The following is a 26705-nucleotide window of genomic DNA, read 5'->3' as shown; positions in this document are numbered from 1 at the left end:
GTGCACGCGTCCGTGCACAGCCTTTACGGAGTCGTAACGCCCGGCGCGGCGGGATCCGGCGGGGTTACCGTGGAGGCATGGCGGCCATCGACCTGAACGCCGACCTCGGCGAGACCGTCGACGGCGTGCCCACTGCGGACGACGAGGCGATGTTCGCGGTGATCTCGAGCGCGAGCGTCGCCTGCGGCGGGCATGCGGGGGATGCCGCCTCCATGCGCGAGGCGGTCGTGCGGGCCGCTCGCTTCGGCGTCGCCGTCGGCGCACATCCGGCCTACCCCGACCGCGCCGACTTCGGTCGCACGGCGATCGCGATCGCCCCCGACCTGCTCGCGGCGGAGGTCGCCGTGCAGCTCGGCGCGCTCGTCGCCGCCGGTGCCGACGTGCGGTACGTCAAGCCGCACGGCGCGCTGTACCACGCCGTCACCGCAGACCGCCGGCAGGCCGATGCGGTGGTCCGCGCCGTCGCCGACCAGTCCGACCTGATCGGGCGCGCGCTGCCCGTGCTGGGTCTGGGTGGCGAGATCGCGACGGCCGCGGCATCCGTGGGTCTTCCGTTCGTCCGTGAGGCGTTTCTCGACCGCGGCTACGCGCCTGACGGCGGGCTCGTCGCCCGCACGTCGCCGGGCGCCCTGCTCGACGACGCCTACGCGGTCGCCGATCGCGCCGTCCGCCTCGTGCGTCACGGCGTCGTGCAGGCCGTCGACGGCTCGCTCATCGAGGCGGACGCCGTGTCGCTGTGCCTGCACGGCGACTCGCCGTCCGCGGTCGAGATGGCCCGGGCGGTGCGGGCCGCACTCGACGACGCCGGCATCGAGGTGCGCGCGCCGTGGTGAGCGTGCGGGTGCGGCCGGTCGGCGAGCGCGCGTTCCTGCTCGAGACCGCGACACTCGACGACGTGCTGGCCCTGCACGCCGGGCTCGAGGCATCCCGTCCCGACGGCGTGATCGACCTCGTCCCCGCCGCCCGCACCGTGCTGGTGCGGGTCGACCCCCGCGCGATCCCCCTGTCGGCAGCGCGGGCGTGGGCCGAGCGCACCGCCGCGGCCGCGGAGCATCGCACGGCGGGGGACGGCCCGACCGTCGAGATCGACGTCGCGTACGACGGCGACGACCTCACCGGCACCGCCGCCCTGCTGGGCCTGACGGCCGATGAGCTCGTCCGCCGGCACACGGATGCCGCCTGGACCGTGGCCTTCACCGGCTTCGCGCCGGGATTCGGGTACCTCGTCAGCGACGACTGGCCGTACGACGTCCCGCGCCTGGACACTCCCCGCACGCGCGTGCCCGCCGGCGCGGTCGGCCTCGCCGCGGGCTTCGCAGGAGCGTACCCGCGCGAGACCCCCGGCGGCTGGAGGCTGATCGGTCGCACGGCAGCACCGCTGTTCGATCCGGATGCCGCGTCCCCCGCGCTGCTCACCCCGGGCATGCGCGTGCGGTTCCGCGCTGCGCCGGACGTCCCGCCCGCAGCGTCGCGCGCGACAGCCCCGCCGGAGGCGGTGGCCCCCGGCTTCGTCGTCACCGAGCCGGGACTGCTGGCGACCCTGCAGGACGCCGGCCGATCCGGCGCCGCGTCGCTGGGCGTCGCGGGCTCGGGCGCGCTGGATCGCACTGCGCTGCGGACCGCGCATCGGCTGATCGGCAATCCCGAGGATGCGACCGGCATCGAGATCACGATGGGCGGCTTCCGCGCGGTCGCCCGGCGGGACCTGTGGTTCGCGGTGACGGGCGCATGGGGACCCGTCTTCCTGGACGGGCGCGAGGTCGATCCGTACGACGCGCATGAGTGGCCGAGCGGCGCCGAGCTGCACCTCGACTGGTTCGCTCACGGCGCGCGGGCGTACCTCGCCGTCCGCGGCGGGCTGGAGGGTCGCACCGTACTCGGCTCCCGGTCGACCGATGTGATGGCCGGGCTCGGGCCCGAGCCGCTGCGCGCGGGGACCGCGGTGGGCGTCGCGGACGCGGCATCCAATCCGATCCCCCCCAGCCTGGTCGCACCCTGGGGCGCGCCGCACGACGATGAGCTGGAGATCGAACTCGCGCCCGGGCCGCGCGAGGACTGGTTCACGCGCGATGCGCTGACGACGCTGTACGAGTCGGTCTGGACGGTGTCGAACCACGCCGACCGCGTGGGTGCGCGGCTCGACGGTCCCGAGTTGGTGCGTGCGCGCACGGGAGAGCTGCCCAGCGAGGGCATGGTCACGGGGGCGCTGCAGGTGCCGCCGAGCGGCCGGCCGACGGTCCTCCTCGCCGATGGTCCGGTCACGGGCGGCTACCCCGTCATCGCGGTGGTGACGGATGCCTCGCTCGACCTCGTCGCGCAGGCCCGGCCCGGAACCCGTATCCGCTTCCGCCACGCACGTCGAACCGAGTAGCGGCCCCCGCGTCACCAGTGACGGAGCGCGTCGGCCACGCCCTGGTGCTCGCTCTGGGGGAGGGCGAGCCGCACCGCCTCGGGCACGCTCAGCTCGGCCCCCGCCGCCTCTCCGGCGGCGACGCTGTCGGGATCGCGACCGCGCAGGATGTCGAGGTACGGCGTGTGCACCGTGAAGGCGCCGACGTCGAAGATGCCGATGCGCCGGCGGATCACCCCGGCGGCGACGGCCAGGGCGGACGCGCGCCAGGCCTCGCCATGGGCGGCGGCCACCGCGCAGATGCCTTCGAGGCTGTACGCGACGCCCTCCTCGTAGTGCAGGCGCACCGACAGCAGGAGCGTCAGGATGAACTCGCGCTCGGCCTCCTCGATGTTGCCCAGCTGGAAGTTCAGGCGGGACCGGAGATTGCCCGCGACGGAGGTCGTGAAGATGTCGCCGCCCGCCGAGGCGAGCTCGGTCGCCCGGTCGAAGTGCCCGAGGGCGGTGTCGGTCTCTCCCCGCACCCAGGCGAGGCGGCCGAGGGACACCTCGGTGATCGCCTCCGCCCAGTCGTTGCCGAACTCCCGCAGCTTCGCGACCGCCTTGCGGAGCTCCTTCTCGGCCTTGGCGATGTTCGGGTCGCGCAGCTGCACGCGCGCCGTCGCCCGGGCGGCGAGGGCCATCGCCGCAGCGCCTTCGTCACCGCTCTCGGTGAAGAGCCGCACGCACTCGCCGAGCCCGGCGACCACCTGCTCGCTCGGCCGCTGCCACATCTCGCCCCACAGCGCGAGGAACCACGCCACCGCGCGCGTGTGCTGCGTGATGGGGCGGTCATGCTGCTTGTCGAGCAGCTCGAGCATCCACAGTCTCACCTCGGCGAAGAACCCCGAGATCCACCAGTAGATGAGCAGGCACCACGCGAAGTCAGCCGCGTCGTCGAGGCGGTCGGTGTAGATCAGATGCCGCACGGCGGCCCGCAGGTTGGGCAGCTCGAGGCCGAGCTGCACGACCGCCTCCGCCTGCGCCTGGCCCCCCAGGCCGGGAGCCACGCGGCGCACGAGGTCGAAGTAGTAGTCGGCGTGTGCGGCGCGCACCCGGTCCGCTTCACCGCGCGCTTTGAGGCGTCCGAGCGAGTACTCGCGCACGATCGCGAGCAGCGAGAACACCGACCGACCGCCCATCTCGGTCTGCTTCACGAGCGACGCGTCGACCAGCGCCGCCAGGGCGTCGATCTCGAGCCCTTCCCACGACCGGCCGACACCCAGCGCCTCGACGGCGTCGAGCGTGAAACGCGTCGCGAACACCCCGAGATCCTCGAGCAGCTCGCGCTGCTCGTCGGGGAGCAGGCTCACGCTCCAGTCGATGGTCGCCCGCATGGTGCGATGCCGTTCAGGCAGATCGCGCACGGCGGCGGTGAGGAGGGGGAGGCTCTGCCCGAGCCGCTGGGAGATGCCGGCGGGTGTGAGGATGCGCACCTTCGCGGCCGCGAGCTCGATCGCCAACGGCAGTCCGTCGAGCTGCCGGCAGATGTCGGCGAGGTCGGCGGCATTCTCCTCCGTCACCTCGAACCCGGGCTTCACGGCCTGGGCGCGATCGAGGAAGAGCGAGACCGCGGCGGAGCGGGTGGCGCGGTCGACGCTCGCAGGGTTGTTGCCGGGCGGGGTCGAGAGCGGTGGCACCTCGTACACGCGCTCGCCGCGGATGCGCAGGACGACACGGCTCGTCACCAGGAAGGTCGCCGTCGGCGCGACCGTGTACAGCCGCACCAGCACCGGCGCGGCCTCGACGATCTGCTCGAAGTTGTCGAGCACGACGAGCACCTTGCGCTCCTCGAGCGCATGCGAGATGCGCTCCTCGAGCGCCGCTTCGCCGTTGTCGCGGATGCCGAGGTGGTAGGCGATCGTGGGGAGCAGCAGGCCCGGCTCGAGCACGCCCTCGAGCAGCACGAAGTAGATGCCGTCGGGGAAGAGGTCCTCGGTGGCGAGCGCCGTCTCGATCGCCAGACGGCTCTTGCCGATTCCGCCGGGACCGATGAGGCTCACGACCCGGTCGGTGCCGCGGGCGAGCAGGTCGCGCACGGCCGCGATGTCGTCGTCGCGTCCGATCGTGGTCGTGTACGGCACGGGGACGCGCGCGACGAGCGCGGCCGCGGCCGCCTCCGGGTCGATGTCCTCCGCGATCTGCGACTCATCGAAGCGCTCGGCGAGGAGCATGGCGAGGTCGTCGGCGACCTGGTCTTCGAGGTCTTCGGGTGAGTGGAAGTGGAGGTAGGCGGCGGTGTCGTCGGCTTGGATGCGCGCGATGAGGTCGGCGAGGCGTTCGTCTCGGGTATCGGCGTTCTTGATGTAGATGAGCTTGGGCATCGTCTTGGGGGCGAGGTTGTACTCGTCCTCGAGGCCGGAGATCTCTTCGTCGGGCGCGACCCAGCCGTAGCTGGAGCCGTAGATGCCGACGAACACGTCGCTCTGGGAGAGGTAGGAGCGGTAGAGCTCGCGGGGAGGGTGGGGGCGTGCGCCGAGTTCGAACATGACGGGGGCGAGGCGCATCCGCTCGATCGCGGCGCGGACCGCGCGACGTTCGTCGGCCAGCTCGCGCAGGGTCGAACTGACGAACACCCGGATCCGCTGATCGGGAGTGCGGATGACGGGATGCGGCTGCTGCAGGTTCACCATCGCTGCAGGGCCTCTCCCGCGGCGCGACGTTCGTCGGTCAGTTCGCGCAGGGTCGAACTGACGAACACCCGGATCCGCTGATCGGGAGTGCGGATCGCGGGGAACGACTCCCCAGTCATGACGACATCTTGGACCCTGAACCGCCGGTCGCGCCAGACATTCGTGCGGTGCCGCAGCCGGGCCTTCGATCTGCGCGCACCGGCCGGATCGCGCTATCCGGCTTCCGCGGCAGCCCGCGCAGACTCGGTGCCCGACTCCCGGCCGGTGGGCACGACGGCCGGCACGCGGCGCACCGCGAACGAGGCGGCTTCGCGGGCCGACCAGGTGCGTCCGCGCGCGACCGCCTCGTCTACCTGCGGCCCTTCGCCGCCGGCGGCGGCGAGATAGCGCAGGTGGAAGACGAACTGGGGTGCGTCGAACATCGTCAGCCGCTCGCGCGTGCTCTCCGCGGCGCCGGCGAGCAGGGCGGCGGTCTCGACATCTCCGCGCAGGGAGGCGATCGCCGACAGGCCTTCGATGGCGTAGGCGATGCCCTCGTCGTGATCCAGCTCCATCGACATGCGCATCGCCTCCGTGAAGCCGAAGGCCGCGGCATCCGTCTCCCCCGCCAGCAGGCGCGCGCGGGCCAGATGGTGCGTGGCGACCGAGAGCCCGAAGATGCCTCCGCCCTCGCGCGCAGCCGTGGCTGCCTCGGCGAACCGCCGCGCCGCTCCCTCGGGGTCGTCCAGCGCCCACTCGAGCCGGCCGAGCGCGATGAGGGCGAGCACCTCGCCCCAGCGCTGGCCGCCCTCGCGGAACCGGCCGGCGCATCGTTCGAGCGTGACGGCCGTCGATGCCACGTCGGGATCGCCCATCGTGATCCGGGCGAGCCCCGCGGTCGCCTCGGCCATGGTCACCCCGAAGTCGTCACCGGCCTCGTCGAAGAGCGCGGCCGACTCGAGCAGGCCGCCCACGACGCCGTCGCGCTCGTCGGTGCGCCACATCTCCGACCAGAGGAAGTAGAAGCGGGCGACCGCTCTGGCGTGAGGAGACATATCGGATGCTGCGCCCAGCAGCTCCTCCATCCACACCCGCACCTCGTAGAAGTACCCGCGCAGCCACCAGTAGATGTAGAGCCGCCACGCGATCTCGGTCGCGGCGTCGGCGTCGCCGACCGAGATCAGGTGGCGGACGGCGGTGCGGAGGTTGCCGCGCTCCAGGTCGAGCCGGCGGGTCGCGCTGCGCTGATCGGCGCCCCCGAGGGAGGGGGCGACGCGTCGGGCGAGCTCGAGGAAGTACCGGGCGTGCGAGTCGCGCATCCGGCGCTCGTCGCCCGTCTCGCGCAGGTGGTCCACGGCGTACTCGCGCACGGTGACGAGCATCGTGAAGACCGCATGGCCGTCGACCTCCGACTGGGCGACGAGCGAGTTGTCGATGAGGACTTCGAGGGCGTCCACGGCGCGCGGCTCCCAGGGGCGGCCCGCCGCCACCGACTCCACCGCCTCGAGCGTGAACCCCGCGGAGAACACCCCCAGATCGCACAGCATCGCGCGCTCGTCCGGCTGCAGCAGCCCCGCCGACCAGTCGATCGTGGCGCGCAGCGTGCGCTGACGCTCCGGCACATCGCGCGCCGCATCGCGCAGGACGGAGCGGGGGCCGTGGAGACGCTCCAGCACGATCTCGGGTGTCAGCAGGCGCATGCGGGCGGCGGCGAGCTCGATCGCCAGCGGCAGGCCGTCGAGCGCCCGGCACAGCGAGACGACGGCCGACGTGCTCTCGTCGGTGAGGGCGAAGTCGGGCTTCACAGCGCGCGCCCGCTCGACGAAGAGCTGGACCGCGGCGGAGCGCGCCGCCCGCGTGATCGAGCGCGGCGCGCCCGCGTCGGCCGTCTGCAGCGGCGGCACGTCGTAGACGCGCTCGCCGCGCACGCGCAGCACCGCGCGGCTGGTGACGAGGAACGTCGTGTGCGGTGCGACGGTGTAGAGCGCGACCAGCTGGGCGGCCGCATCCACGAGCTGTTCGAAATTGTCCAGCACGAGCAGCATGCGCTTCGTCGACAGCGCCCGCGCGAGCCTCTCCTCGACGGGGAGGTCGCCGCTGTCGCGGATGCCGAGCGCGTACGCGATCGTCGGCAGGAGGAGGCGCTCCTCGAACACGTTCTCGAGGGCGACGAACACGGCGCCGTCGGGGAAGTGCGCGCGGGCGGCCTCCGCCACCTCCAGCGACAGGCGGCTCTTTCCGATGCCGCCGGGACCGAGCAGCGTCACGACGCGGTGGGCGCCCGAGGCCAGCAGCTCGACGACCTCCGCCACTTCGCGCTCGCGGCCGATGATGCGCGTGTAGGCGGCGGGAATCGGCGTCGCCGGCGTCGGCGCGGGGGAGGGCTCGCCGCGCCGCGACGCGTCGAACCGCTCGGCGAGAAGAACGGCCAGGTCGGCCTCGACCAGCCGCGCGAGCTCGTCGGGTGACGAGAAGCCCTTGTACGAGGCGGTGTCGTCCTCCTGGATGCGCCGGACGAGCTCGGCGAGGCGCTCGTCGCGGCCCGCCGACTCGCGCAGGTAGATGAGCTTCGGCATGCCGGGCGGGGCCAGCCGGTACTCGTCCTCGAGTCCCGAGATCTCCTCGCCCGGCGCCACCCAGCCGTAGCTGTCGGCGTAGATGCCGACGAACACGTCGCTCTGCGCCAGGTACGACCGGTAGAGGTCGCGCGGGGGATGCGGGCGGGCGCCCAGTTCGAACATCACCGGGGCGAGGTGGAGCGCTTCGACGGACGCGCGGACGGCACTCCGCTCGTTCTCGAGCTCCTTGAGCGTCGAGCTCACGAACACGCGCAGACGCTGGTCGGGCGTGCGGATCGCCGTCCCCGAGCCCCCTCGACTCCCCAGCGTCATCCGCTCATTGTGGGGGTGGGATGCCGCATCCGTCCACCGTCCGGCGCGGTTATACCGCAGCATCCGAAGCTCGTCAAGGATCCGGCTGGACATGGCGCGTCATCCGGCGTATAGTGGGTCCTTGCGCTCTTGGATTCCCCCTGCCCTCATATGGTGGTCGGCTGTGCCTGCGCGCCCTCGCTTCACGGCGAGGCGTGACGCGCGGGCAATCGGGGACGACTGAGCACTCCACACCTGACGACAAGGAAACGAGCCCTACCCGGGCCCACGGAGGTAATCCCCTTGGCTGCTGCGCGCAACGCATCCACCACCACCACCCCCAAGAACGGCCGCGGAGCATCCCGCCTCTCGTTCGCCAAGATCTCCGACACGCTGACGGTCCCCGACCTGCTGGCGCTTCAGACCGAGTCCTTCGACTGGCTGGTCGGCAACGACGCGTGGAAGACGCGCGTCGCCGAGGCCCAGGCGGCCGGTCGTGCGGATGTCCCCGAGGTCAGCGGCCTCGAGGAGATCTTCGAGGAGATCAGCCCCATCGAGGACCTGAGCGAGACGATGCAGCTCTCGTTCACGAACCCGTACCTCGAGCCCGAGAAGTACTCCATCGAGGAGTGCAAGGAGCGCGGCAAGACGTACGCGGCCCCGCTCTACGTCGAGGCCGAGTTCATGAACCACCAGACCGGTGAGATCAAGACCCAGACGGTCTTCATGGGCGACTTCCCGCTCCAGACCGACAAGGGCACGTTCATCATCAACGGCACCGAGCGCGTCGTCGTGTCGCAGCTCGTCCGTTCGCCCGGCGTCTACTTCGACAAGACCCCCGACAAGACGTCCGACAAGGACATCGTGTCGGCGCGCGTCATCCCGAGCCGCGGTGCGTGGCTCGAGTTCGAGATCGACAAGCGCGACCAGGTCGGTGTGCGCATCGACCGCAAGCGCAAGCAGTCGGTGACCGTCTTCCTCAAGGCGCTCGGCCTCACCAGCGAAGACATCCTCACCGAGTTCGCGGGCTTCGAGTCGATCGAGGAGACGCTGTCGAAGGACACGATCCTCACCAAGGAAGACGCGCTCCGCGACATCTACCGCAAGCTCCGTCCGGGCGAGCAGGTCGCCGCCGAGGCCGCCCGCGCGCTGCTCGACAACTTCTACTTCAACCCGAAGCGCTACGACCTGGCCAAGGTGGGTCGCTACAAGATCAACCAGAAGCTGGGCCTCGACAAGCCGCTGACCGACTCGGTGCTCACGGTCGACGACATCGTCGCGACCATCAAGTACCTCGTCCGCCTCCACCGCGGCGACGTCACGTTCGACGGCATCCGCGCCGGCAAGCCCGCCGAGATCCGGCTCGACGTCGACGACATCGACAACTTCGGCAACCGTCGCATCCGCGCGGTCGGCGAGCTCATCCAGAACCAGGTCCGCACCGGTCTGTCGCGCATGGAGCGCGTCGTCCGCGAGCGCATGACCACGCAGGACATCGAGGCGATCACGCCGCAGACCCTGATCAACGTCCGCCCCGTCGTGGCAGCGATCAAGGAGTTCTTCGGAACCTCGCAGCTCTCGCAGTTCATGGACCAGAACAACCCGCTCGCGGGCCTGACCCACAAGCGCCGCCTGTCGGCGCTCGGCCCTGGCGGCCTGTCGCGTGAGCGTGCCGGCGTCGAGGTCCGTGACGTCCACCCCTCGCACTACGGCCGCATGTGCCCGATCGAGACGCCGGAAGGCCCGAACATCGGTCTGATCGGCTCGCTCGCATCGTTCGCGCGCATCAACGCGTTCGGCTTCATCGAGACGCCGTACCGCAAGGTCGTCGACGGCAAGGTCACCGACCAGATCGACTACCTCACTGCCAGCGAGGAGAGCGACTACATCGTCGCTCAGGCGGGCGTCGAGCTGAAGGCCGACGGCCACTTCGCGCAGGACCGCATCCTGGCCCGCCGCGGCCAGGGTGGCGAGGTCGACCTGTTCCACGCCGAGGAGATCGGCTACATGGACGTCTCGCCGCGCCAGATGGTGTCGGTCGCGACCTCGCTCATCCCCTTCCTCGAGCACGACGACGCCAACCGCGCGCTCATGGGTGCGAACATGCAGCGCCAGGCTGTTCCGCTGCTGCGCTCGGAGTCGCCCGTGGTCGGCACCGGCATGGAGGGCTTCGCGGCCATCGACGCCGGTGACGTGGTCACCGCCGAGAAGGCCGGTGTGGTCCTCGAGGTCTCGGCCGATGTGGTCACCGTGCAGCTCGACGAGGGCGGCACCCAGGACTACTTCCTGCGCAAGTTCGACCGCTCCAACCAGGGCACGAGCTACAACCAGCGCGTCGTGGTCTCGGCCGGCGACCGCGTCGAGGTCGGCGAGGTCATCGCCGACGGCCCGGCGACGGAGAACGGCGAGCTCGCGCTCGGCAAGAACCTCCTCGTCGCGTTCATGACGTGGGAGGGTCACAACTTCGAGGACGCCATCATCCTCAGCCAGGACCTCGTGAAGGACGACACCCTGTCCTCGATCCACATCGAGGAGTACGAGGTCGACGCCCGCGACACGAAGCTCGGCAAGGAGGAGATCACGCGCGACCTCCCCAACGTGAGCCCCGACCTGCTGAAGGACCTCGACGAGCGCGGCATCATCCGCATCGGCGCCGAGGTGCGTCCCGGCGACATCCTCGTCGGCAAGGTCACGCCCAAGGGTGAGACCGAGCTGTCGGCCGAGGAGCGTCTGCTCCGCGCGATCTTCAACGAGAAGAGCCGCGAGGTGCGCGACACGTCGCTGAAGGTCCCCCACGGTGAGCAGGGCACGATCATCGCGGTCAAGGAGTTCAACGCCGAGGACGGCGACGACGAGCTCGGCTCGGGCGTCAACCGCCGCGTCGTGGTCTACATCGCCCAGAAGCGCAAGATCACCGAGGGCGACAAGCTGGCCGGCCGTCACGGCAACAAGGGCGTCATCGCGAAGATCCTCCCGATCGAGGACATGCCGTTCCTCGCGGACGGCACCCCGGTCGACGTGATCCTCAACCCGCTCGGCATCCCGGGTCGAATGAACTTCGGCCAGGTCCTCGAGACCCACCTCGGGTGGATCGCGAAGCAGGGCTGGAAGGTCGAGGGCACCCCCGAGTGGGCCGCCCGTCTGCCCGAGCAGGCGCTCGAGGCTCCGGCCGGCACCAAGGTCGCCACGCCGGTGTTCGACGGTGCCTTCGAGGAGGAGATCGCCGGTCTGCTCGACTCGACGACCCCGACCCGCGACGGCGTGCGCCTGATCGACTCGAGCGGAAAGACGCAGCTGTTCGACGGCCGCTCCGGCGAGCCGTTCCCGGCGCCGATCTCGGTGGGCTACATGTACATCCTGAAGCTGCACCACCTCGTGGACGACAAGATCCACGCGCGGTCGACGGGCCCGTACTCGATGATCACCCAGCAGCCGCTCGGTGGTAAGGCCCAGTTCGGCGGTCAGCGCTTCGGTGAGATGGAGGTGTGGGCCCTCGAGGCCTACGGCGCCGCGTACGCGCTCCAGGAGCTCCTCACGATCAAGTCCGACGACATCCTCGGCCGCGTCAAGGTGTACGAGGCGATCGTCAAGGGCGAGAACATCCAGGAGCCCGGGATCCCCGAGTCGTTCAAGGTCCTCATGAAGGAGATGCAGTCGCTCTGCCTGAACGTCGAGGTGCTCTCGGCCGACGGCACGGCGGTCAACCTCCGTGACACCGACGACGACGCCTTCCGCGCCGCAGAAGAGCTCGGTATCAACATCTCCAGCCGCTTCGAGTCCTCGTCGATCGACGAGATCTAAGCGCGCCAGGTAACGAACGAATTTCCGACACAGGAGAACCAGTGCTCGAATCAACCACTTTCGATCAGCTTCGCATCGGCCTGGCCACTGCCGACGACATCCGTCGTTGGTCGTTCGGTGAGGTCAAGAAGCCCGAAACCATCAACTACCGCACGCTGAAGCCCGAGAAGGACGGCCTCTTCGGAGAGCAGATCTTCGGGCCCTCGCGTGACTGGGAGTGCGCGTGCGGCAAGTACAAGCGCGTGCGCTTCAAGGGCATCGTCTGCGAGCGCTGCGGCGTCGAGGTCACCAAGTCCTCGGTCCGCCGCGAGCGCATGGGCCACATCGAGCTCGCCGCGCCCGTCACCCACATCTGGTACTTCAAGGGCGTCCCGTCACGCCTGGGCTACCTGCTCGACATGGCGCCGAAGGACCTCGAGAAGGTCATCTACTTCGCCGCGTACATGGTGATCTCCGTCGACGAGGAGGCGCGCCACCGCGACCTCCCGACGCAGGAGAACAACATCCGTCTCGAGCTGAAGACGCTGGCCGACCGCCGCGACTCGCGCATCGCGACCCGCCTCCAGAAGCTGGAGGAGGAGCTCGCCGCGCTCGAGGAGGAAGGCGCCAAGGCCGACCAGAAGAAGAAGGTCAAGGACGCCGCCGAGAAGGAGATGGCCTCGATCCGCAAGAACGCGGACGACCAGATCGCCCGTCTCGAGCGCGTGTGGGAGGACTTCCGCACGCTCGAGGTCGGCGCGCTCAAGGGCGAGGACGAGATCTTCCACGAGCTTCAGGACCGCTTCGGTCAGTACTTCGAGGCCCACATGGGCGCCGAGTCGATCAAGCGCCGCCTCGAGGCCTTCGACCTGGCGGCCGAGTCCGAGAACCTGCACCTGCAGATCTCGGAGGGCAAGGGTCAGCGCAAGATCCGTGCGATCAAGCGTCTCAAGGTCGTCAACTCGTTCCTGCAGACCGGTATGAGCCCGGCCTCGATGGTGCTCGACGTCGTCCCGGTGATCCCGCCGGAGCTGCGCCCGATGGTGCAGCTGGACGGTGGCCGCTTCGCGACCTCCGACCTCAACGACCTCTACCGTCGCGTGATCAACCGCAACAACCGCCTCCGTCGCCTGATCGACCTCGGTGCTCCCGAGATCATCGTCAACAACGAGAAGCGGATGCTGCAGGAGGCCGTCGACGCGCTGTTCGACAACGGCCGCCGCGGTCGTCCCGTCACCGGCACCGGCAACCGCGCCCTCAAGTCCCTGAGCGACATGCTCAAGGGAAAGCAGGGCCGGTTCCGCCAGAACCTGCTCGGCAAGCGCGTGGACTACTCGGGTCGTTCGGTCATCATCGTCGGACCCCAGCTCAAGCTCCACCAGTGCGGTCTGCCCAAGCAGATGGCCCTCGAGCTGTTCAAGCCGTTCGTGATCAAGCGCCTGATCGACCTCGGTCACTCGCAGAACATCAAGGCCGCCAAGCGCGCCGTCGAGCGCACCCGTCCCGAGGTGTGGGACGTGCTCGAGGAGATCATCCGCGAGCGTCCCGTGCTGCTCAACCGTGCGCCCACGCTGCACCGTCTCGGCATCCAGGCCTTCGAGCCCCAGCTGGTCGAGGGCAAGGCCATCCAGCTGCACCCGCTCGTCTGCGCGGCGTTCAACGCCGACTTCGACGGTGACCAGATGGCCGTGCACCTGCCGCTGTCGGTCGAGGCCCAGGCCGAGGCACGCATCCTGATGCTCGCCTCGAACAACATCCTGAAGCCGTCGGACGGCCGCCCGGTGACCCTGCCCTCGCAGGACATGATCATCGGTCTGCACCACCTGACCACGGTCAAGGAGGGCGCGAAGGGTGAGGGCCGCGTGTTCGGCTCGGTCGGCGAGGCGATCCTGGCCAAGGACGAGGGCACCCTCGACCTGCAGGCCAAGGTCCGCATCCGCATCCCCGGCATGACGTTCCTCGAGTCCGAGGGCGAGACGGCCGAGAGCATCGCCGCGTACGAGCGCAACGGCCTCGTCGAGACCTCGCTGGGTCAGGCGATCTTCAACGACACGCTCCCCAAGGGCTACCCGTTCGTCCGCGAGCAGGCAGACAAGGGCAAGCTGTCGCAGATCGTCAACAAGCTGGCCGAGGAGTACCCAAAGGTGGAGGTCGCTGCTTCGCTCGACCGCATCAAGGACGCCGGCTTCTACTGGGCCACCCGCTCGGGTGTCACCGTGGCGCTGAGCGACATCCTCACCCCGCCGAACAAGGGCGAGATCGTCGCCGGCTTCGAGAAGCAGGCCGCGAAGGTCCAGGCGCAGTTCGAGAAGGGTCTCACGACCGACGCCGAGCGTCGCCAGGAGCTCATCAAGATCTGGACCGAGGCGACCGACGCCGTCCAGAAGGCGATGCGCGACAACTTCCCGGAGGACAACACCATCAACCGCATGGTGTCGTCGGGTGCTCGTGGTAACTGGCTGCAGATCCGCAACATCGCGGGCATGCGAGGCCTGGTGAACAACCCCAAGGGTGAGATCATCCCCCGTCCGATCATCTCCTCGTACCGCGAGGGTCTGTCGGTGGCGGAGTACTTCATCGCGACGCACGGTGCCCGCAAGGGTCTGGCCGACACGGCCCTCCGTACGGCCGACTCGGGTTACCTCACGCGTCGTCTCGTGGACGTCTCGCAGGATGTCATCATCCGCGAGGAGGACTGCGGCACGACCAAGGGCCTCGAGCTGCCGATCGCGGCTGTGGGCTCGGACGGCACGCTGCTGCGTGACGCGAACGTCGAGAACTCGGTGTTCGCCCGCACGCTGGCCGCTGAGGTCGTCAGCCCCCAGGGCGAGGTCCTCGCCGCGGCGGGCGACGACGTGGGCGACGTGCTCATCGACAAGCTGGTCGCCGGTGGCGTCGAGTCCATCAAGGTGCGCTCGGTGCTCACGTGCGAGTCCGCCGTCGGCGTCTGCGCGAAGTGCTACGGCCGGTCGCTGGCCACCGGCAAGATCGTCGACATCGGCGAGGCGGTCGGCATCATCGCCGCCCAGTCGATCGGTGAGCCCGGTACCCAGCTGACGATGCGCACCTTCCACACCGGTGGCTCGGCGTCGGCCGACGACATCACGCAGGGTCTGCCCCGCGTGCAGGAGCTGTTCGAGGCGCGCACCCCGAAGGGTGCCTCCCCGATCGCCGAGTCGGACGGCCGCATCACGATCGACGAGACCGACAAGGCGAAGAAGGTCATCCTCACGCCCGACAACGGCGACGAGCCGCACGTCTACCCGGTCCTGAAGCGCGCGACGCTCCTGGTCGAGGACGGACAGCACGTCACGGTCGGTCAGCCGATCCTGGTGGGCACGCTCGACCCCAAGGAGGTCATGCGCGTCATGGGCGCCCGCGAGGTGCAGCGTTACCTCGTGAACGGCGTGCAGGGCGTGTACCGCTCGCAGGGTGTGCCGATCCACGACAAGCACATCGAGGTCATCGTCCGCCAGATGCTGCGCAAGGTCACCGTGGTCGACCACGGCGAGACCACGCTGCTCCCGGGCGAGCTGGTCGACTTCAAGCGCTACCAGAGCATGAACCGCGAGGCCGTGGCCGAGGGCAAGCGCCCCGCGTCGGGTCGCCCGGAGCTCATGGGCATCACGAAGGCGTCGCTTGCGACGGAGTCGTGGCTGTCGGCCGCATCGTTCCAGGAGACGACCCGCGTCCTGACGCAGGCCGCCATGGAGGGCAAGAGCGACCCGCTCCTCGGCCTCAAGGAGAACGTCATCATCGGAAAGCTCATCCCCGCCGGAACCGGACTTGCGAAGTACCGCAACGTCTCGGTCGAGGCGACGGAGGAGGCCAAGAGCGAGCGGTACCCCAACCGCATCTTCGCCTCGGACGGCGCCTACTCGGACGCCGACCTCAGCTACGTCGACTTCGACAGCTTCTCCACGGACGGCGACTTCAGCGGCAACTACAACTGAGTCGATGCGGATCAATGCGAGCGAAGCCCGCGTTGATGCGCGATCGACTCAGATCGAGTAGGCGCTCCAGCGCCGTATCGAGATCTAAACGCTGAGTGGTAGCGAAGGGCCCCGGTTCGCCGGGGCCCTTCGTCGTTTCCGGGGGCTTTGACGTCCGCTGCGCGCCGCGCCGCGGCATCCGTCCCCCGGCGCTTACCGTGGACAGGGAGGTGGTGGGGGCCATGGCACGGGTGGGTGGACGCAACTCGTGGATCGCCGTGCCCGTCGGCCTCGGGTGCGCGGCGATCGTGGGCGCGCTGGTCTGGCTCTCTCTGCCGATGGTGCCGGTCACCGTGGCGTGGGCCGGCGACATGCTCCGAAACGCGACCTCGCCGCGCCCGCAGCCGACGCAGGTCGACACGCCCGCGCGACAGGCGGCGGAGGGGAACCGCCTGGACTGTCGCACGCTCTACTCGGACAGCCTGTGGAACGAGATGACCTGGACCGGCCGCACGGTCCTCGACCAGGACCTCGACCCGCCGTCGACGACCGTGCCCACGCTCCTCGAGGTGCTCACCCCCGACGTGCGCGTGACGTGCCACTGGGCTGCGCCCGACGGGGGCACGGTCGTGTCGACGCTCGCCGCCGTCGACGAGGCGGCGCCCGCGCTCGCCGAGGCGGCGCTGCGAGGGCAGGGCTTCTCGTGCGCGATGAGCGACGCGGGGCTCCACTGCGCAGGACGCGCCGGGCGCGAGACGGAGACCCACGTCTTCCGCGACGGGCTGTGGCTGGCGAGCGTCGAGTCGGCGTGGCATCCCGAGGACTACGGTGCCCGCTTGGAGCGCCAGGTCTTCGGGTGACCGGCGCGAGCCGAGCACCCGAAGCGGTTGTCGAGTGGGCGCTCAGCGGCGTGACGAGACACGGGTGACCGGCGCGAGCCGGATCGAGACACGGGGGAGCGGGGGTCAGCCGAAGATGCTCGACACGATCGCCGAGGTGTAGCCCGCGGGCGCGAGGTTGGAGAACTGCGTATCGATGAGGATGCCGTCGCGCCAGAACAGAGTGCGGCCGTCGGTCACCGGATACGTCTCGTTCTCCCACGTCTTCTCGCATCGCGTGCCGCCGTCGGGGGTGTAGCAGGTGAAGTCCTCGTCGTCGGCGAGCCCGTTCAGAAGGTCGAGCGCCGGGCCCCGCGAGACGTAGGCGACCGTCGTGATGAGGCCGGTCGTGTCGGCGGCCGGGTCGCGCCACACGCAGATCAGGCTGCCGTCGCTCTGGAGGCCGGAAGGGCCGAACGCAGGGTCGTTCAGCGGCACATCGGCGAGCTCGGCGAGCACCGAGGCGTTGAGGATCGCGCGGCAGTCGTCGGGGATCTCGACCTGCGCCGCCGTGGGACTGGCGGTGACCGTCGGAATGGGGGTCGCGTCCGTCGTCTCGGCCTGCGTGGTCGGAGTCGGGTCGGCGCCGCCGGTCGTCTCGGCGGCGCAGGCGGAGAGCGCGGCCATCGCGAGGAGGAGGGATGCCGCTGCGGCGGCGAGCCGCGACGTTCGGTGGGCCATGCGCCCACCCTAGGTCGTCGTCCCGGCGTGCGACGGCCAGCGCGCCGACCAGGCGCCGTCACCGGAACCGTGTGAAACAGTGCGGAATCGCGTCGGCATGGCTTCCGGCCGCGAGGCGCACCCCGGGCTACTCTCGCTGTGCGGGACCGAACCCCGCGTGAGGAGTGCCTGCGATGAGTGACTCGAAGTCGACCTACGGCGAGCCGGTCGAAGAGCCCACGCCCGAGGGTGATGTCGTCGGCCGTGCGCATGAGGGGCTGGCAGAGGCGGAGGCCGTTCGGGCCGAGTCCGCCGATCCCGGCGTGGCCGCACCGGCTGTTCCACCGTCGGACGCTCCCGCCGAGCCGGCCGCGGCGGCCGCACCGGCCGAGCCCGACCCGTGGGACTCCGCCGAGGCGGCGTCGCTGCAGTACGACCGGGCTCCCGCGCCGGCAGCCGATACCGCCGTCTACGACTCGAGCGCCGAGACGGTCGCGGTGGCCCCTGCGGTCACCCCGAGCGAGCCCGTCGCCGAGACCGTCGTCGCCTCTCCGGTGGCACCGCAGCCGATCTTCGTCCAGGCGCCGGAGGCGCCGCGCCCGCGCGGCAACCGAGCCGCTGCGGGAGCGATCGGCCTCGTCGCCGCGCTCGGGTTCGCTGTGCTCTACTTCGGGGTGTGGCTCGCACTGGCGGGCATCGCGGGCGAGCTGAACGTAGACGACATCGCCGGGCACGCGCTCGCCGCACTGTCGTCCTGGGTGCTGTGGGTTCCCGTCATCGTCTTCTTCCTCTCGTTCTGGCTGCTCGGCGCGATCATCAACCGCGGCCGCTGGGGCTCCTGGGTGATCTTCGGGCTGCTCGTCGGCTTCGCCTCGTGGGGCGGATACCTGCTGGGCCAGCTGTTCCAGGAGCAGTTCTGGAACATCACCGCCTCGCAGGGGGCGGAGCTCATGGAGCAGCACATCCTCGCCCCGCTCGCGATCGCCGCCTTCATCATCGGTCGGGAGCTCACGATCTGGTTCGGCGCCTGGGCGGCCTCGCGCGGCAAGCGCGTCACCGAGCTCAACGTCGAAGCCCAGCGCGAGTACGAGCGCACCCTCGAGGCGGGGCCACAGCTCGTCCGGCAGTAGATGTCCACTGAGCCGCAGTCGACGGGCGGTCCGGTCCGCCCGGTGACGGCGCTCGTCTTCGCGACCGTCGGCTACATCGCGCTCCTGATCTTCGGGCTCGGGATGACCAGCCTCGCGACCGGACAGGACGTCATCGCCACGCCCGGACTCGGTCAGGCTCCGGGCATCGTCGCCAGCCTCGTGTCGACGGCGGCGTTCGCCGGAGCACTCTGGGCGACGGTGCGTCGTCGGCCCGCCTCGTTCTGGGGCGCGGCCTGGACCGCGATCGCGTGCTTCGCAGGCTATGTGGGCGGGGTGTGGATCGGGGCCCTCGCGACGGGGACGGACCTTGCGATCGCCTCCGCCGTCGCCGGCCGCATCGCCACCTCGTGGTTCGGACTCGTCATCGGGGCGGCGGGATTCGTCGCAGGGTGGGCGGGTATCGCGCTCGTCCGCACGCGCGCACAGCGTCCGCGCTGGCCGTGGGAGGACGAGTTCGACGAATGACCGGCTACACGGGATCCGCGGAATCCCGGCACAGGCGGTCGTGCGGTACTACCGTGGACTCGTGGAGCGCTCGCTCGAGACGCAGGTCAGCCAGGCGGTGGACGCCTGGCTGGCGTGGCTGCCTCGGTGGGAGCCCGCCACGCACCGCGGCCGGGTCGCCCCGTGCCGCCGCTGCTTCGGGTCGCCGGTGCTGTCGGCTGCGGGTCTCGGGGCCGACGTCCCGCACGGGGTGCAGCACGGCCTTTCGACGCGCATCAAGACCATCGTCGACCGCGCGGTGGCGGAGTACACCTCGCTGAACCTGCCGATGCTGCAGGCCGAGCTCGACCAGCAGGCCGCGCGCAACCGATCCCGCAGCTATCGGCCGGCCGAGAACCTCGAGCCCGAGTACGAAGGACTGCCGCTCGACCCCGACCCGGTGCCCGGTGCCCCCTTCCTGTTCACGATCTCCGGGCTGGCGGAGGAGGCGGACGCGCACATCCCGGCGCTGCCACCGCTGAGCGATGAGGCGAAGGCTGCTCTGCGGCAGGAGGTCGGACTCGCCGACGACTACGCCAACATGGTCGGCCGCGAGGTGTGCACGATCCTGCTGCACCACCGCCTGCGCATCCAGGCGGCGATCACCGAATACGTCGAGCCGCAGATAGAGGCGATGCTCGAGGACCTCGCGCGGTCGCTCGACGCGCCGTTCGACCCGCACGATCCGTCGACGGGCTAGCCCCGCAGAGACCGTCTGCCGTCCACAGCATCAGGGTGTGCACAGGCTCATGGAGACGACTTTGTTAGCATGGCCGAGTTTGCTGTGCGATCGGCATGCCGGCTCTTTCGGCGGCAGGACAACCGAAGGAGGGGTCGTGGCCACCAGGCTCCCCTCCGCGCCGCCGATTCTGCCGGGACTCGCGTACATCCGTCCCCTCGGTTCGGGCGGTTTCGCCGACGTCTTCCTCTACGAGCAGGACATGCCCCGCCGCAACGTCGCCGTGAAGGTGCTGCCCAGCGACGTGCGCGATCCCGACCTGCGTCGCATGTTCAACGCCGAGGCCGACGTGCTCGCGCACCTCTCGGCGCACCCCTCCATCGTGACTGTCTACCAGGCGGGGATCTCGGCCGACGGCCGTCCCTACATCGTGATGGAGTACTGCCCCGGGTCACTGGCCCAGCGGTACCGCATCGAGCGCATCCCGGTCGACGAGGTCCTCACGATCGGCGTGCGCATGGCGGGTGCCCTCGAGTCGGCGCACCGCGCCGGACTGGTGCACCGCGACGTCAAGCCGAGCAACATCCTCATCACGACGTTCGGCACGCCGGTGCTGGCCGACTTCGGCATCTCGTCGTCGCTCATCCAGAAGAGCGCCGACGAAGTCCTGGCCATGTCGATCCCGTGGAGCGCGCCCGAGGTCGTGGCCGAGCAGACAGCCGGCTCCATCGCCAGCGAGGTCTGGAGCCTGGGCGCCACGGTGTACTCCCTGCTCGCCGGGCACAGTCCGTTCGAGCGGCGTGAGCGCGGCCAGAACACGAAGGACCTGCTCCGCCGCCGCATCGCACGCGCAAGCTACACCGAGATCGCGCGCGCCGACGTGCCGGCATCGCTGCAGACGGTGCTGGCGACTGCGATGAACCGCGACCCCGCCCGCCGATACGCCTCGGCGCGCGCCTTCGCCGAGGCGCTGCGCGACGTGCAGGCGGAGCTGGGGCTGTCGCCGACCTCACTCGAGATCCCCGAGGAGGAGTGGGCGCCCGCATCCGCCGGCGTCGACTTCACCGATTCCGCACTCCGCGGTCCCGCGCGCTCGCACCTGGAGCGCGACTCGGTGCGGAAGCGCCGTGCCACGACGGGGGTCTCGGGGCTCGCCCGCGACGAGGACACCGAGTTCTCGGCGCCCGGACCCGCGCGGCGCAGCGCCGTGCCGTGGATCGTCGGCGGAGTGTTCGGACTCACCGTGGCGGGTGCCGCCGTGCTCGTCGCGCTGTTCGCGACGGGGGTGCTGTGATGCGCCGCCGCACGGTCGCCGGTCTGGTCGCTTCGGTCTCGGTCGCCGCCGTGGTCATCGGGGCGAGTGTGATCTGGCCCGGTCTCGATGCGCAGGAGACCCCCGACGTCGACACCGCCGTGTGGGCGCTGCAGACGGGCGACGGTCGCCAGTACGCGCGCGTGAACACCTCCGTGCGGGAGCTCGATACCGTGCGCGGGATCAGCAATCCCGACCGCGTCGTGCAGAGCGGCGATGCCGCCTACATCTTCAGCGACAGCCTCAGCAAGGTCACCCGCATCGACGAGTCGCTGCCGACCGATCTCGATGACGAGGCCCTGCGCGCGTCGGCGTCCACGCCCGCAGGCACGACCGAGGTGGCCACCGCGGGCGACTTCGTCGCCTACCGTACCGACGCCGGCGTGGTGTTCGCGGGGCTGCTGTCCGCCGGGGACCCGGCCCGGCTCGACCCCTTCCCCTCGGAGGACGAGGATGCGCCGCAGTACAGCGCGGACGCGATCGTCGTCGACGACCGCGGCATCCTCTTCGCCTACTCCCGAGAGGACGCCTCCGTGCTTCGGTACGACATCGAGGCCGGCGAGGTGGCGGGCCGCGACCCGATCGAGGCAGACGACATCGCCGCGCCGGCGATCACCGCGGCCGGAGACGTGTGGGCGGTCGCCGACACCGAGAGCGGCGACGTGTGGCTGCGTGGAGCGGAAGGCCCCACGCAGACCGTGGCGAGTGGCGGTCTGATCGTCGGCGAGCCCGATCCGGCCGGCGAGAGCGTCTACCTCGCCGACGACTCGGTGCTGGTGCGCGTGCCCGCCGACGGCACGGCCCCGCAGACCGAGGCCGGCGACCCGGACGCGCCGCTGGGCGTTCCGGCGCGGCCGATCGTCCAGGACGGCACCGTCTATGCCGCGTGGCTCGGGGCGGGTGCGGAGGGCGGGTCGCTGTGGAGGTCGGACGGCGGGTCCACCACGCTGGACTACGGCGGCGAAGAGCTCGCCGACGAACGGCGCCCGACGTTCGTCGCGAGCGACCGCGCCGTCATCCTCAACGACACCCGGTCGGGCTGGGCGTGGACCGTCCCCGACGGCCGGCTCATCGAGTCGAGCCAGGACTGGTCGCTCGACGACCGCACCGAGTCCGACGCCGTGCCGAGCGACGATCAGCTGGCGGTCGTCATCGACCCGAAGCCCCCGATCGCCGAGCCCGATGCGTTCGGGGTGCGCGCGGGGAGCCTCACCACTCTGCCGGTGCTGATGAACGACCACGACCCGAACGAGGACGTGCTGAGCATCGACCCCGCATCGGTCTCGGGCCTCGATCCCGCCTTCGGCACGGTGTCCATCACCGACAACGGGCAGCGGCTGGCGGTGCGCACGACGCCGGAGGCGACCGGCTCGGCGACATTCTCATATGCGGTGACCGACGGAACCGCCACGTCCGGTCTCTTCTCCGACGCGACGACGGTCACGCTGACGGCGGCCGCGGCATCCGTCAACACGGCTCCGCAGTGGTGCGGCGTCGAACGCTGCCTCGTCGAATGGCCCGAGCCCGAGGTCGCGCGCGGAGGCACCATCACCGTGCCGGTGCTGCCCGGCTGGGTCGACCCCGAGGGCGACCCGCTCCTCCTGCTGTCGGTCGAGAACACGAGCGCGGTGGGCAGCGTGGCCGCGACGCCGTCGGGCGACGTCGTCTACCAGCACAGCGACGACGGGAGCGGGGCCGAGCAGCAGGTCGAGCTCGTCGTCACGATCGCCGACACCGAAGGGGCGACCACCCGGAAGTCCCTCGTCGTGACGGTGTCGCCCGAGCCGTTGCTTGAGGTGCACTCCTTCGCGGTCGTCGACACGGTCGACACCGCGCTGACCGTCGACATCGCGCCGCACGTGACGGGCACGGCCGGCCTGCTGAGGCTCGACTCGGTGCGCGTGCTCGACGACGCGGAGGCCACGGCCACGGCGGCCGACGGCACGACCGAGTTCGACTTCTCGGCGAAGGAACCCGGCACCTTCCGCGTCGACTTCACCGTCACCGACGGCACGAGCGAAGCGACCGGCACGGCCCGCATCACCCTGCTGCCGGCGGATGCCCCGGCCGACCTGGCGACGTCGCCCGTGGTCGCCTTCGTCCACCCCCAGCAGGATGCGACGCTCGACGTCTTTGCGGCGGTCTCGAACCCCACGCGGCGCGTCCTGCTGCTCAGCGATGTCGTCGCGGATGCCGAAGAGGGTGCCTCGCTGACCGTCGACACCGTCGGTCAGAGCAACCTCCGCGTTTCGGGCACGACGGTGACCGGCGAGCCCGGCCGCCTCGGCACGGTGAGCTATGTCGTCAGCGACGGCACCGAGGACGCCGGCTCACGAGTCGTGGGCGAGGCGACCGTCTATCTGCTTCCGCTCGCCCCCGAGCTCGCGCCCATCGCCGTCGACGACACCGTCGTCGTGCGTGCCGGCGCCCAGATCGACATCCCCGTCCTGGAGAACGACATCTCGCCCGCGGGCGGACGCCCCACGCTGAACCCGGCCTCCGTCGTCTCCTCGACCGACGATGCGCTCGCGTTCGCCTCCGGCGACCTGCTGCGCTACCTCGCGCCCGACGAGCCGGGCGAGTACGCGGTCGACTACAGCGTCTTCACGACCGGCGCTCCGGCACTCGCCGACGACGCGGTCGTGCGCATCCGCGTGCTCGAAGACGAGGTGAACCGGGCGCCCGTTCCCGACCGGCTCGAGGGCCGCGTGCTCAGCGGGGCGTCGGCGCTCATCGAGTTCGACGGCTTCGGCATGGACCCCGATGGCGATGTCGTCACGCTGGACCGCATCGTCACGCAGCCGGAGCGCGGTGCGGCGACGATCTCGGCGGACGGCAAGTCGATCGTCTACTCGAGCGTTCCCGGCGACAAGGGTCAGGTGACGTTCCGGTACAGCGTCGTCGACGCCTTCGGGGACACCGGCGAGGCCCGAGTGCGCATCGGCGTGCTGGACGGCGAATCGAACCCCAGCCCCGTGACATTCACCGACTACGTCCAGGTGCAGGCGGGCGACGGCAACACCATCCGAGTCAGCCCGCTGGCCAACGACGTCGACCCGACTCTCGGCACGCTGTCGGTGACCGCGGTGCGTCCCGACCTTCCCGAGACGCTTCTGGACGGCACCGACAACCCCGAGTTCGACCGGCTCGAGGATCGCGTCCGCCGCACCGACGGCGCGACCGTCGTCATCGAAGCAGGCGAGGAGCCGACGACGATGTCGTTCCTCTACGACGTCGAATCGAGCTCCGGCAACACCGGTCGCGGTCTGATCGTGGTCAAGGTCGTCCGCGAGAACGTGCCCGATTACCCGGTCGTCGCCGACACGATCCTCACCGCCGAGACGCGCGAGGACTTCCCGGACGGCGTCGACGTGCTGGACGAGAAGGCCACCTGGTCGGGCGGTGACGTCTCGGACCTCGAGGTGTCGCTGTGGGGCGATCCGCCCGGCATCGACGTCGACGGCTGGGACATCAGCGGCGCGCTGCCTGCGAAGACCCGCCTGATCCCCTTCGCCGTGACCGGCGAGGGCATCAACGGTCCAGTGACCACGTACGCATTCCTGCGCGTGCCGGGCGACGACGACCTGGCGCTCTCGATCCGCTCCGGGGCGGCCGCGCCGGAGGTGACGGAGCTCGAGTCGGTGACGTTCGACATGGCCGACCTGGTGGCCAAGCCCCGCGGCACCACGCTCGAAGTCGGCCGTGACGTGCGCGCGTCGGGCGCGCGCGCGGAGGCGGCGTGCGTCGCCGAGGACGGCACGTCCGTGCGGTACGACTCCGGTCCCGGCGGTCCGTGGGCCGACTCGTGCCAGGTGCCGGTCAGGCTCGAGGGTCAGGACGACTGGACCTATCTCTCCGTGCCCATCGTCGTGAACGCGCTCGACCCGCAGCCGGTGCTGAGGGCCGGCTCGATGACCGTCGGGCCGGGCGAGACCTCGACGTTCGACCTGCGCGACATGACCTCGTGGCAGCTGCGGCAGGACTGGGAGGGCATCCGGTACGACCTCGACTACCCGGACGCGACGTTCGACGTGTCGCTCGAGGGATCGATCGTCACGGTGACCGGACGCGACACCGCGGTTCCCGGCTCGGAGGAGGCGGCGATCGTGTCGGTGACGAGCCACGAGGAGGTCGCCCCGGTGCGACTCATCCTGCGGGTCGGCGCGGCTCCGTCGACGCTCCCGCAGGGCGGCTCGACCACCCAGCAGTGCTCGCAGGCGAGCGGCACCTCGTGCACCATCTCGGTGGTCGGCGTCGGCGGCGAGGTCAACCCGCTGCCGCGCACTCCGCTCGAGGTCGTCGATGTGCGTGCGACCGGCGCCTGCGTCGGTGTGACGTTCGAGATCGCCTCCCCGACGTCCGTCGTGGCGTCGTGGAGCGGCGACGCCCCCGGTGCGACGTGCTCGGCGACGTTCTCCGTGCGCGACGCGCAGAACCGCACCACGAGCGGCGAGCGCGACGGCCGGCTGCTCCTCGACCTGCTCGGGTACCCCAAGGCGCCGGCGAGCGTCGTGCAGACCGCCTACGCGGACCAGACGGTGACGCTGCGCGTCGACCCGGGCGAGTCCCGCCTCGCGTACCCGGCGCTGTCGGGCTTCGTCGTCCGCTGGAACGGGCAGAAGGTCAGCGACTGCTCCGCCGACGGCGTGTGCGCGCCCATCACCGCGCCCAACGGCGAGGAGCGCACGTACGAAGCGATCGCGGTCAACGGCGTGGGCGAGTCGCGCACCGGCGTGCGCACCGTCGCGTGGGCGTACGACACCCCGTCCGCGCCGACGCGGATCACCTGGGCGCCGGTCGCGACGGCGACGGGAGAGGGCGGCATCATCTCGCTGCTCGTCGAGGGTGTGGATGCCGCAGAGACGGGCACTCTCGAGATCGTGAGCGCGGTCGGCGAGACGCAGCGCGTCGCCGTCGGCCGTAACGACGTCACCGTGCGCGTCCCGAGCTTCCGCGTCGGATCGAATGCGGCCAACCCCGTCACGATCACGCCCCTCTCTCGTTTCGCACTCCCGCCCGGGCTCGGCGGACAGCCCAACGGCACGGCGACGACGATCACGGCCAACGGCGTGGGCGCGCCCCTCAACGTCACTCTTTCGCTCGTCTCGCGGTCGACGGGCGACGGACGGTCGACCATCGACGCCGTGGCGACGGCCCAGCCCAACGGCACCGGGTCGCAGCTGCGCTTCGGCATCGTCCCCTACGACGAGCGGGGGTCCTGCACCCCGGTCGCGGGCGGCGACCGCGCCTCGTTCGCCGGTATGGAGGACGGCCGTGACTACCGCTACTACGTGTGCGTGGAGTCCTGGTACGACGGCTCCTCGTTCGGCGCGGCGTCCGCCGACGAGACGGTGCGCGCCCAGCAGTCCGGCGCGGCCCCGCAGGGCTACACCTTCCGTGTCGCGCCCGACCCCGTGGTCGAGGGTCAGGCCGCCCGCTGGCGGATCGTCGACGACCCCGCGCCGGGTCAGGCCCCGCCGCGCTTCAACGTGGTGGTGTACGAGCGCTGGGGTCCGGGAACGTCGGTGTACGACCGCGATCCCGGCATCCGCGTGTTCTTCCGTCATCGGATCTGGGGCACCGAGTCCGACCGCGGGCCCGTGGTGCCCGCGCCGGGCAGCGCGCCGTACCAGGTGCAGGCGCGCTGGGCCGTCGGCTCCTGCGTGGCGGGAGCGCCCCTGTCGCTGACGAGCTCGTCGAGCAACGGCGAGGCCGGCATCGCGTGGTCCGACGCCGGCGCCGTCTTCTACGATGCGGCGGGTGCGGCTCTTCCGTACACCGCGGGAACCTGGACCGTGCCCGCGGGAGCGACCCGCGTGGAGGGCCTCCAGGTGACGGTCTCGTGGAACGCCGCGTGGAACCTCGCGCCCGCGTCGCAGACCCTCGGCGCCGACTGCGATCCCGGCGCGCCGCCGGAGCCCACGCCGTGACCCCTTCGACCCAGTCAGATGAACGAGGA

The 26705-nt window shown here is 70.8% G+C and carries 14 protein-coding genes; 10 read left to right on the top strand and 4 right to left on the bottom strand.

The features are described from left to right. Positions 1-77 precede the first annotated feature (77 nt). Both ACFC1W_RS03900 and ACFC1W_RS03895 read left to right on the top strand, forming a co-directional pair. Positions 78-833 carry a LamB/YcsF family protein gene (locus ACFC1W_RS03900; protein WP_375988850.1) on the top strand — a complete coding sequence of 252 codons (756 nt, stop codon included), beginning with the start codon at positions 78-80 and terminating at the stop codon, positions 831-833. Next, positions 827-2371: a 5-oxoprolinase/urea amidolyase family protein gene (locus ACFC1W_RS03895; RefSeq protein WP_375988847.1), complete on the top strand. Its 1545-nt coding sequence runs from the start codon at positions 827-829 to the stop codon at positions 2369-2371. Before ACFC1W_RS03900 ends, ACFC1W_RS03895 begins: the two co-directional genes overlap by 7 nt. Positions 2372-2382: 11 nt before the next feature. Here ACFC1W_RS03895 and ACFC1W_RS03890 read toward each other — a convergent pair whose 3' ends face one another. From ACFC1W_RS03890 to ACFC1W_RS03880, 3 genes are all read right to left on the bottom strand, one after another. Beyond that, positions 2383-5022: a DUF4062 domain-containing protein gene (locus tag ACFC1W_RS03890; protein WP_375988844.1), complete on the bottom strand. Its 2640-nt coding sequence runs from the start codon at positions 5020-5022 to the stop codon at positions 2383-2385. After that, complete coding sequence (locus ACFC1W_RS03885; protein ID WP_375988841.1) at positions 5016-5141, bottom strand: hypothetical protein; 126 nt, start codon at positions 5139-5141, stop codon at positions 5016-5018. The genes ACFC1W_RS03890 and ACFC1W_RS03885 overlap by 7 nt, the downstream gene beginning before the upstream one ends. Positions 5142-5234: 93 nt before the next feature. Continuing rightward, positions 5235-7955 carry a DUF4062 domain-containing protein gene (locus ACFC1W_RS03880; protein ID WP_375988839.1) on the bottom strand — a complete coding sequence of 907 codons (2721 nt, stop codon included), beginning with the start codon at positions 7953-7955 and terminating at the stop codon, positions 5235-5237. A 219-nt stretch (positions 7956-8174) separates the two neighbouring features. On the opposite strand from ACFC1W_RS03880, the gene rpoB reads away from it, so the two are divergent. The 3 genes from rpoB (at position 8175) to ACFC1W_RS03865 (ending at position 16443) form a co-directional block, all read left to right on the top strand. Further along, positions 8175-11672 carry a DNA-directed RNA polymerase subunit beta gene (gene rpoB / locus ACFC1W_RS03875; RefSeq protein ID WP_375988836.1) on the top strand — a complete coding sequence of 1166 codons (3498 nt, stop codon included), beginning with the start codon at positions 8175-8177 and terminating at the stop codon, positions 11670-11672. Positions 11673-11713: 41 nt separating this feature from the next. Further along, positions 11714-15604, top strand: coding sequence for a DNA-directed RNA polymerase subunit beta' (locus ACFC1W_RS03870; protein ID WP_241113011.1), 3891 nt, complete (start codon positions 11714-11716; stop codon positions 15602-15604). Between the two features lie 221 nt (positions 15605-15825). Continuing rightward, positions 15826-16443 (top strand): hypothetical protein, encoded by a 618-nt coding sequence (locus ACFC1W_RS03865; RefSeq protein ID WP_375988834.1) that lies wholly within the window; start codon positions 15826-15828, stop codon positions 16441-16443. 105 nt (positions 16444-16548) lie between these two features. Here the strand turns inward: ACFC1W_RS03865 and ACFC1W_RS03860 are convergent, their stop codons facing one another. Next, positions 16549-17142 (bottom strand): hypothetical protein, encoded by a 594-nt coding sequence (locus ACFC1W_RS03860; protein WP_375988831.1) that lies wholly within the window; start codon positions 17140-17142, stop codon positions 16549-16551. 173 nt (positions 17143-17315) lie between these two features. Here ACFC1W_RS03860 and ACFC1W_RS03855 point away from each other — a divergent pair, with 173 nt between their 5' ends. From ACFC1W_RS03855 to ACFC1W_RS03835, 5 genes are all read left to right on the top strand, one after another. Then, on the top strand, positions 17316-18251 hold the full coding sequence (locus ACFC1W_RS03855) for an ABC transporter (protein WP_375988828.1): 936 nt from the start codon (positions 17316-17318) through the stop codon (positions 18249-18251). Beyond that, complete coding sequence (locus ACFC1W_RS03850) at positions 18252-18737, top strand: hypothetical protein (protein WP_375988826.1); 486 nt, start codon at positions 18252-18254, stop codon at positions 18735-18737. A 61-nt stretch (positions 18738-18798) separates the two neighbouring features. Further along, on the top strand, positions 18799-19455 hold the full coding sequence (locus tag ACFC1W_RS03845) for a spermidine/putrescine ABC transporter substrate-binding protein (RefSeq protein ID WP_241113016.1): 657 nt from the start codon (positions 18799-18801) through the stop codon (positions 19453-19455). 136 nt (positions 19456-19591) lie between these two features. Continuing rightward, positions 19592-20728, top strand: a complete 1137-nt coding sequence (locus ACFC1W_RS03840; protein ID WP_375988823.1) for a serine/threonine-protein kinase — start codon at positions 19592-19594, stop codon at positions 20726-20728. Continuing rightward, a complete protein-coding gene (locus ACFC1W_RS03835) occupies positions 20728-26676 on the top strand; it encodes an Ig-like domain-containing protein (RefSeq protein ID WP_375988821.1) in 5949 nt (1982 codons plus the stop codon). Before ACFC1W_RS03840 ends, ACFC1W_RS03835 begins: the two co-directional genes overlap by 1 nt. Positions 26677-26705: the final 29 nt, after the last annotated feature.

The sequence above is a fragment of the Microbacterium sp. NPDC056003 genome, assembly GCF_042274785.1.
Classification (GTDB): domain Bacteria; phylum Actinomycetota; class Actinomycetes; order Actinomycetales; family Microbacteriaceae; genus Microbacterium.
Note: the sequence above shows the minus strand (reverse complement) of the source record. Positions and strands in the feature narration are given on the sequence as shown.

Excerpts from the sequence above, each read along its gene's own strand:
- ACFC1W_RS03835 (WP_375988821.1), top strand. The coding sequence starts at position 20,728 with ATGCGCCGCCGCACGGTCGCCGGTCTGGTCGCTTCGGTCTCGGTCGCC.
- ACFC1W_RS03885 (WP_375988841.1), bottom strand. The coding sequence starts at position 5,141 with ATGACTGGGGAGTCGTTCCCCGCGATCCGCACTCCCGATCAGCGGATC.
- ACFC1W_RS03880 (WP_375988839.1), bottom strand. The coding sequence starts at position 7,955 with ATGCTGCGGTATAACCGCGCCGGACGGTGGACGGATGCGGCATCCCAC.
- ACFC1W_RS03850 (WP_375988826.1), top strand. The coding sequence starts at position 18,252 with ATGTCCACTGAGCCGCAGTCGACGGGCGGTCCGGTCCGCCCGGTGACG.
- ACFC1W_RS03855 (WP_375988828.1), top strand. The coding sequence starts at position 17,316 with ATGAGTGACTCGAAGTCGACCTACGGCGAGCCGGTCGAAGAGCCCACG.
- ACFC1W_RS03900 (WP_375988850.1), top strand. The coding sequence starts at position 78 with ATGGCGGCCATCGACCTGAACGCCGACCTCGGCGAGACCGTCGACGGC.
- ACFC1W_RS03860 (WP_375988831.1), bottom strand. The coding sequence starts at position 17,142 with ATGGCCCACCGAACGTCGCGGCTCGCCGCCGCAGCGGCATCCCTCCTC.
- ACFC1W_RS03865 (WP_375988834.1), top strand. The coding sequence starts at position 15,826 with ATGGCACGGGTGGGTGGACGCAACTCGTGGATCGCCGTGCCCGTCGGC.
- ACFC1W_RS03890 (WP_375988844.1), bottom strand. The coding sequence starts at position 5,022 with ATGGTGAACCTGCAGCAGCCGCATCCCGTCATCCGCACTCCCGATCAG.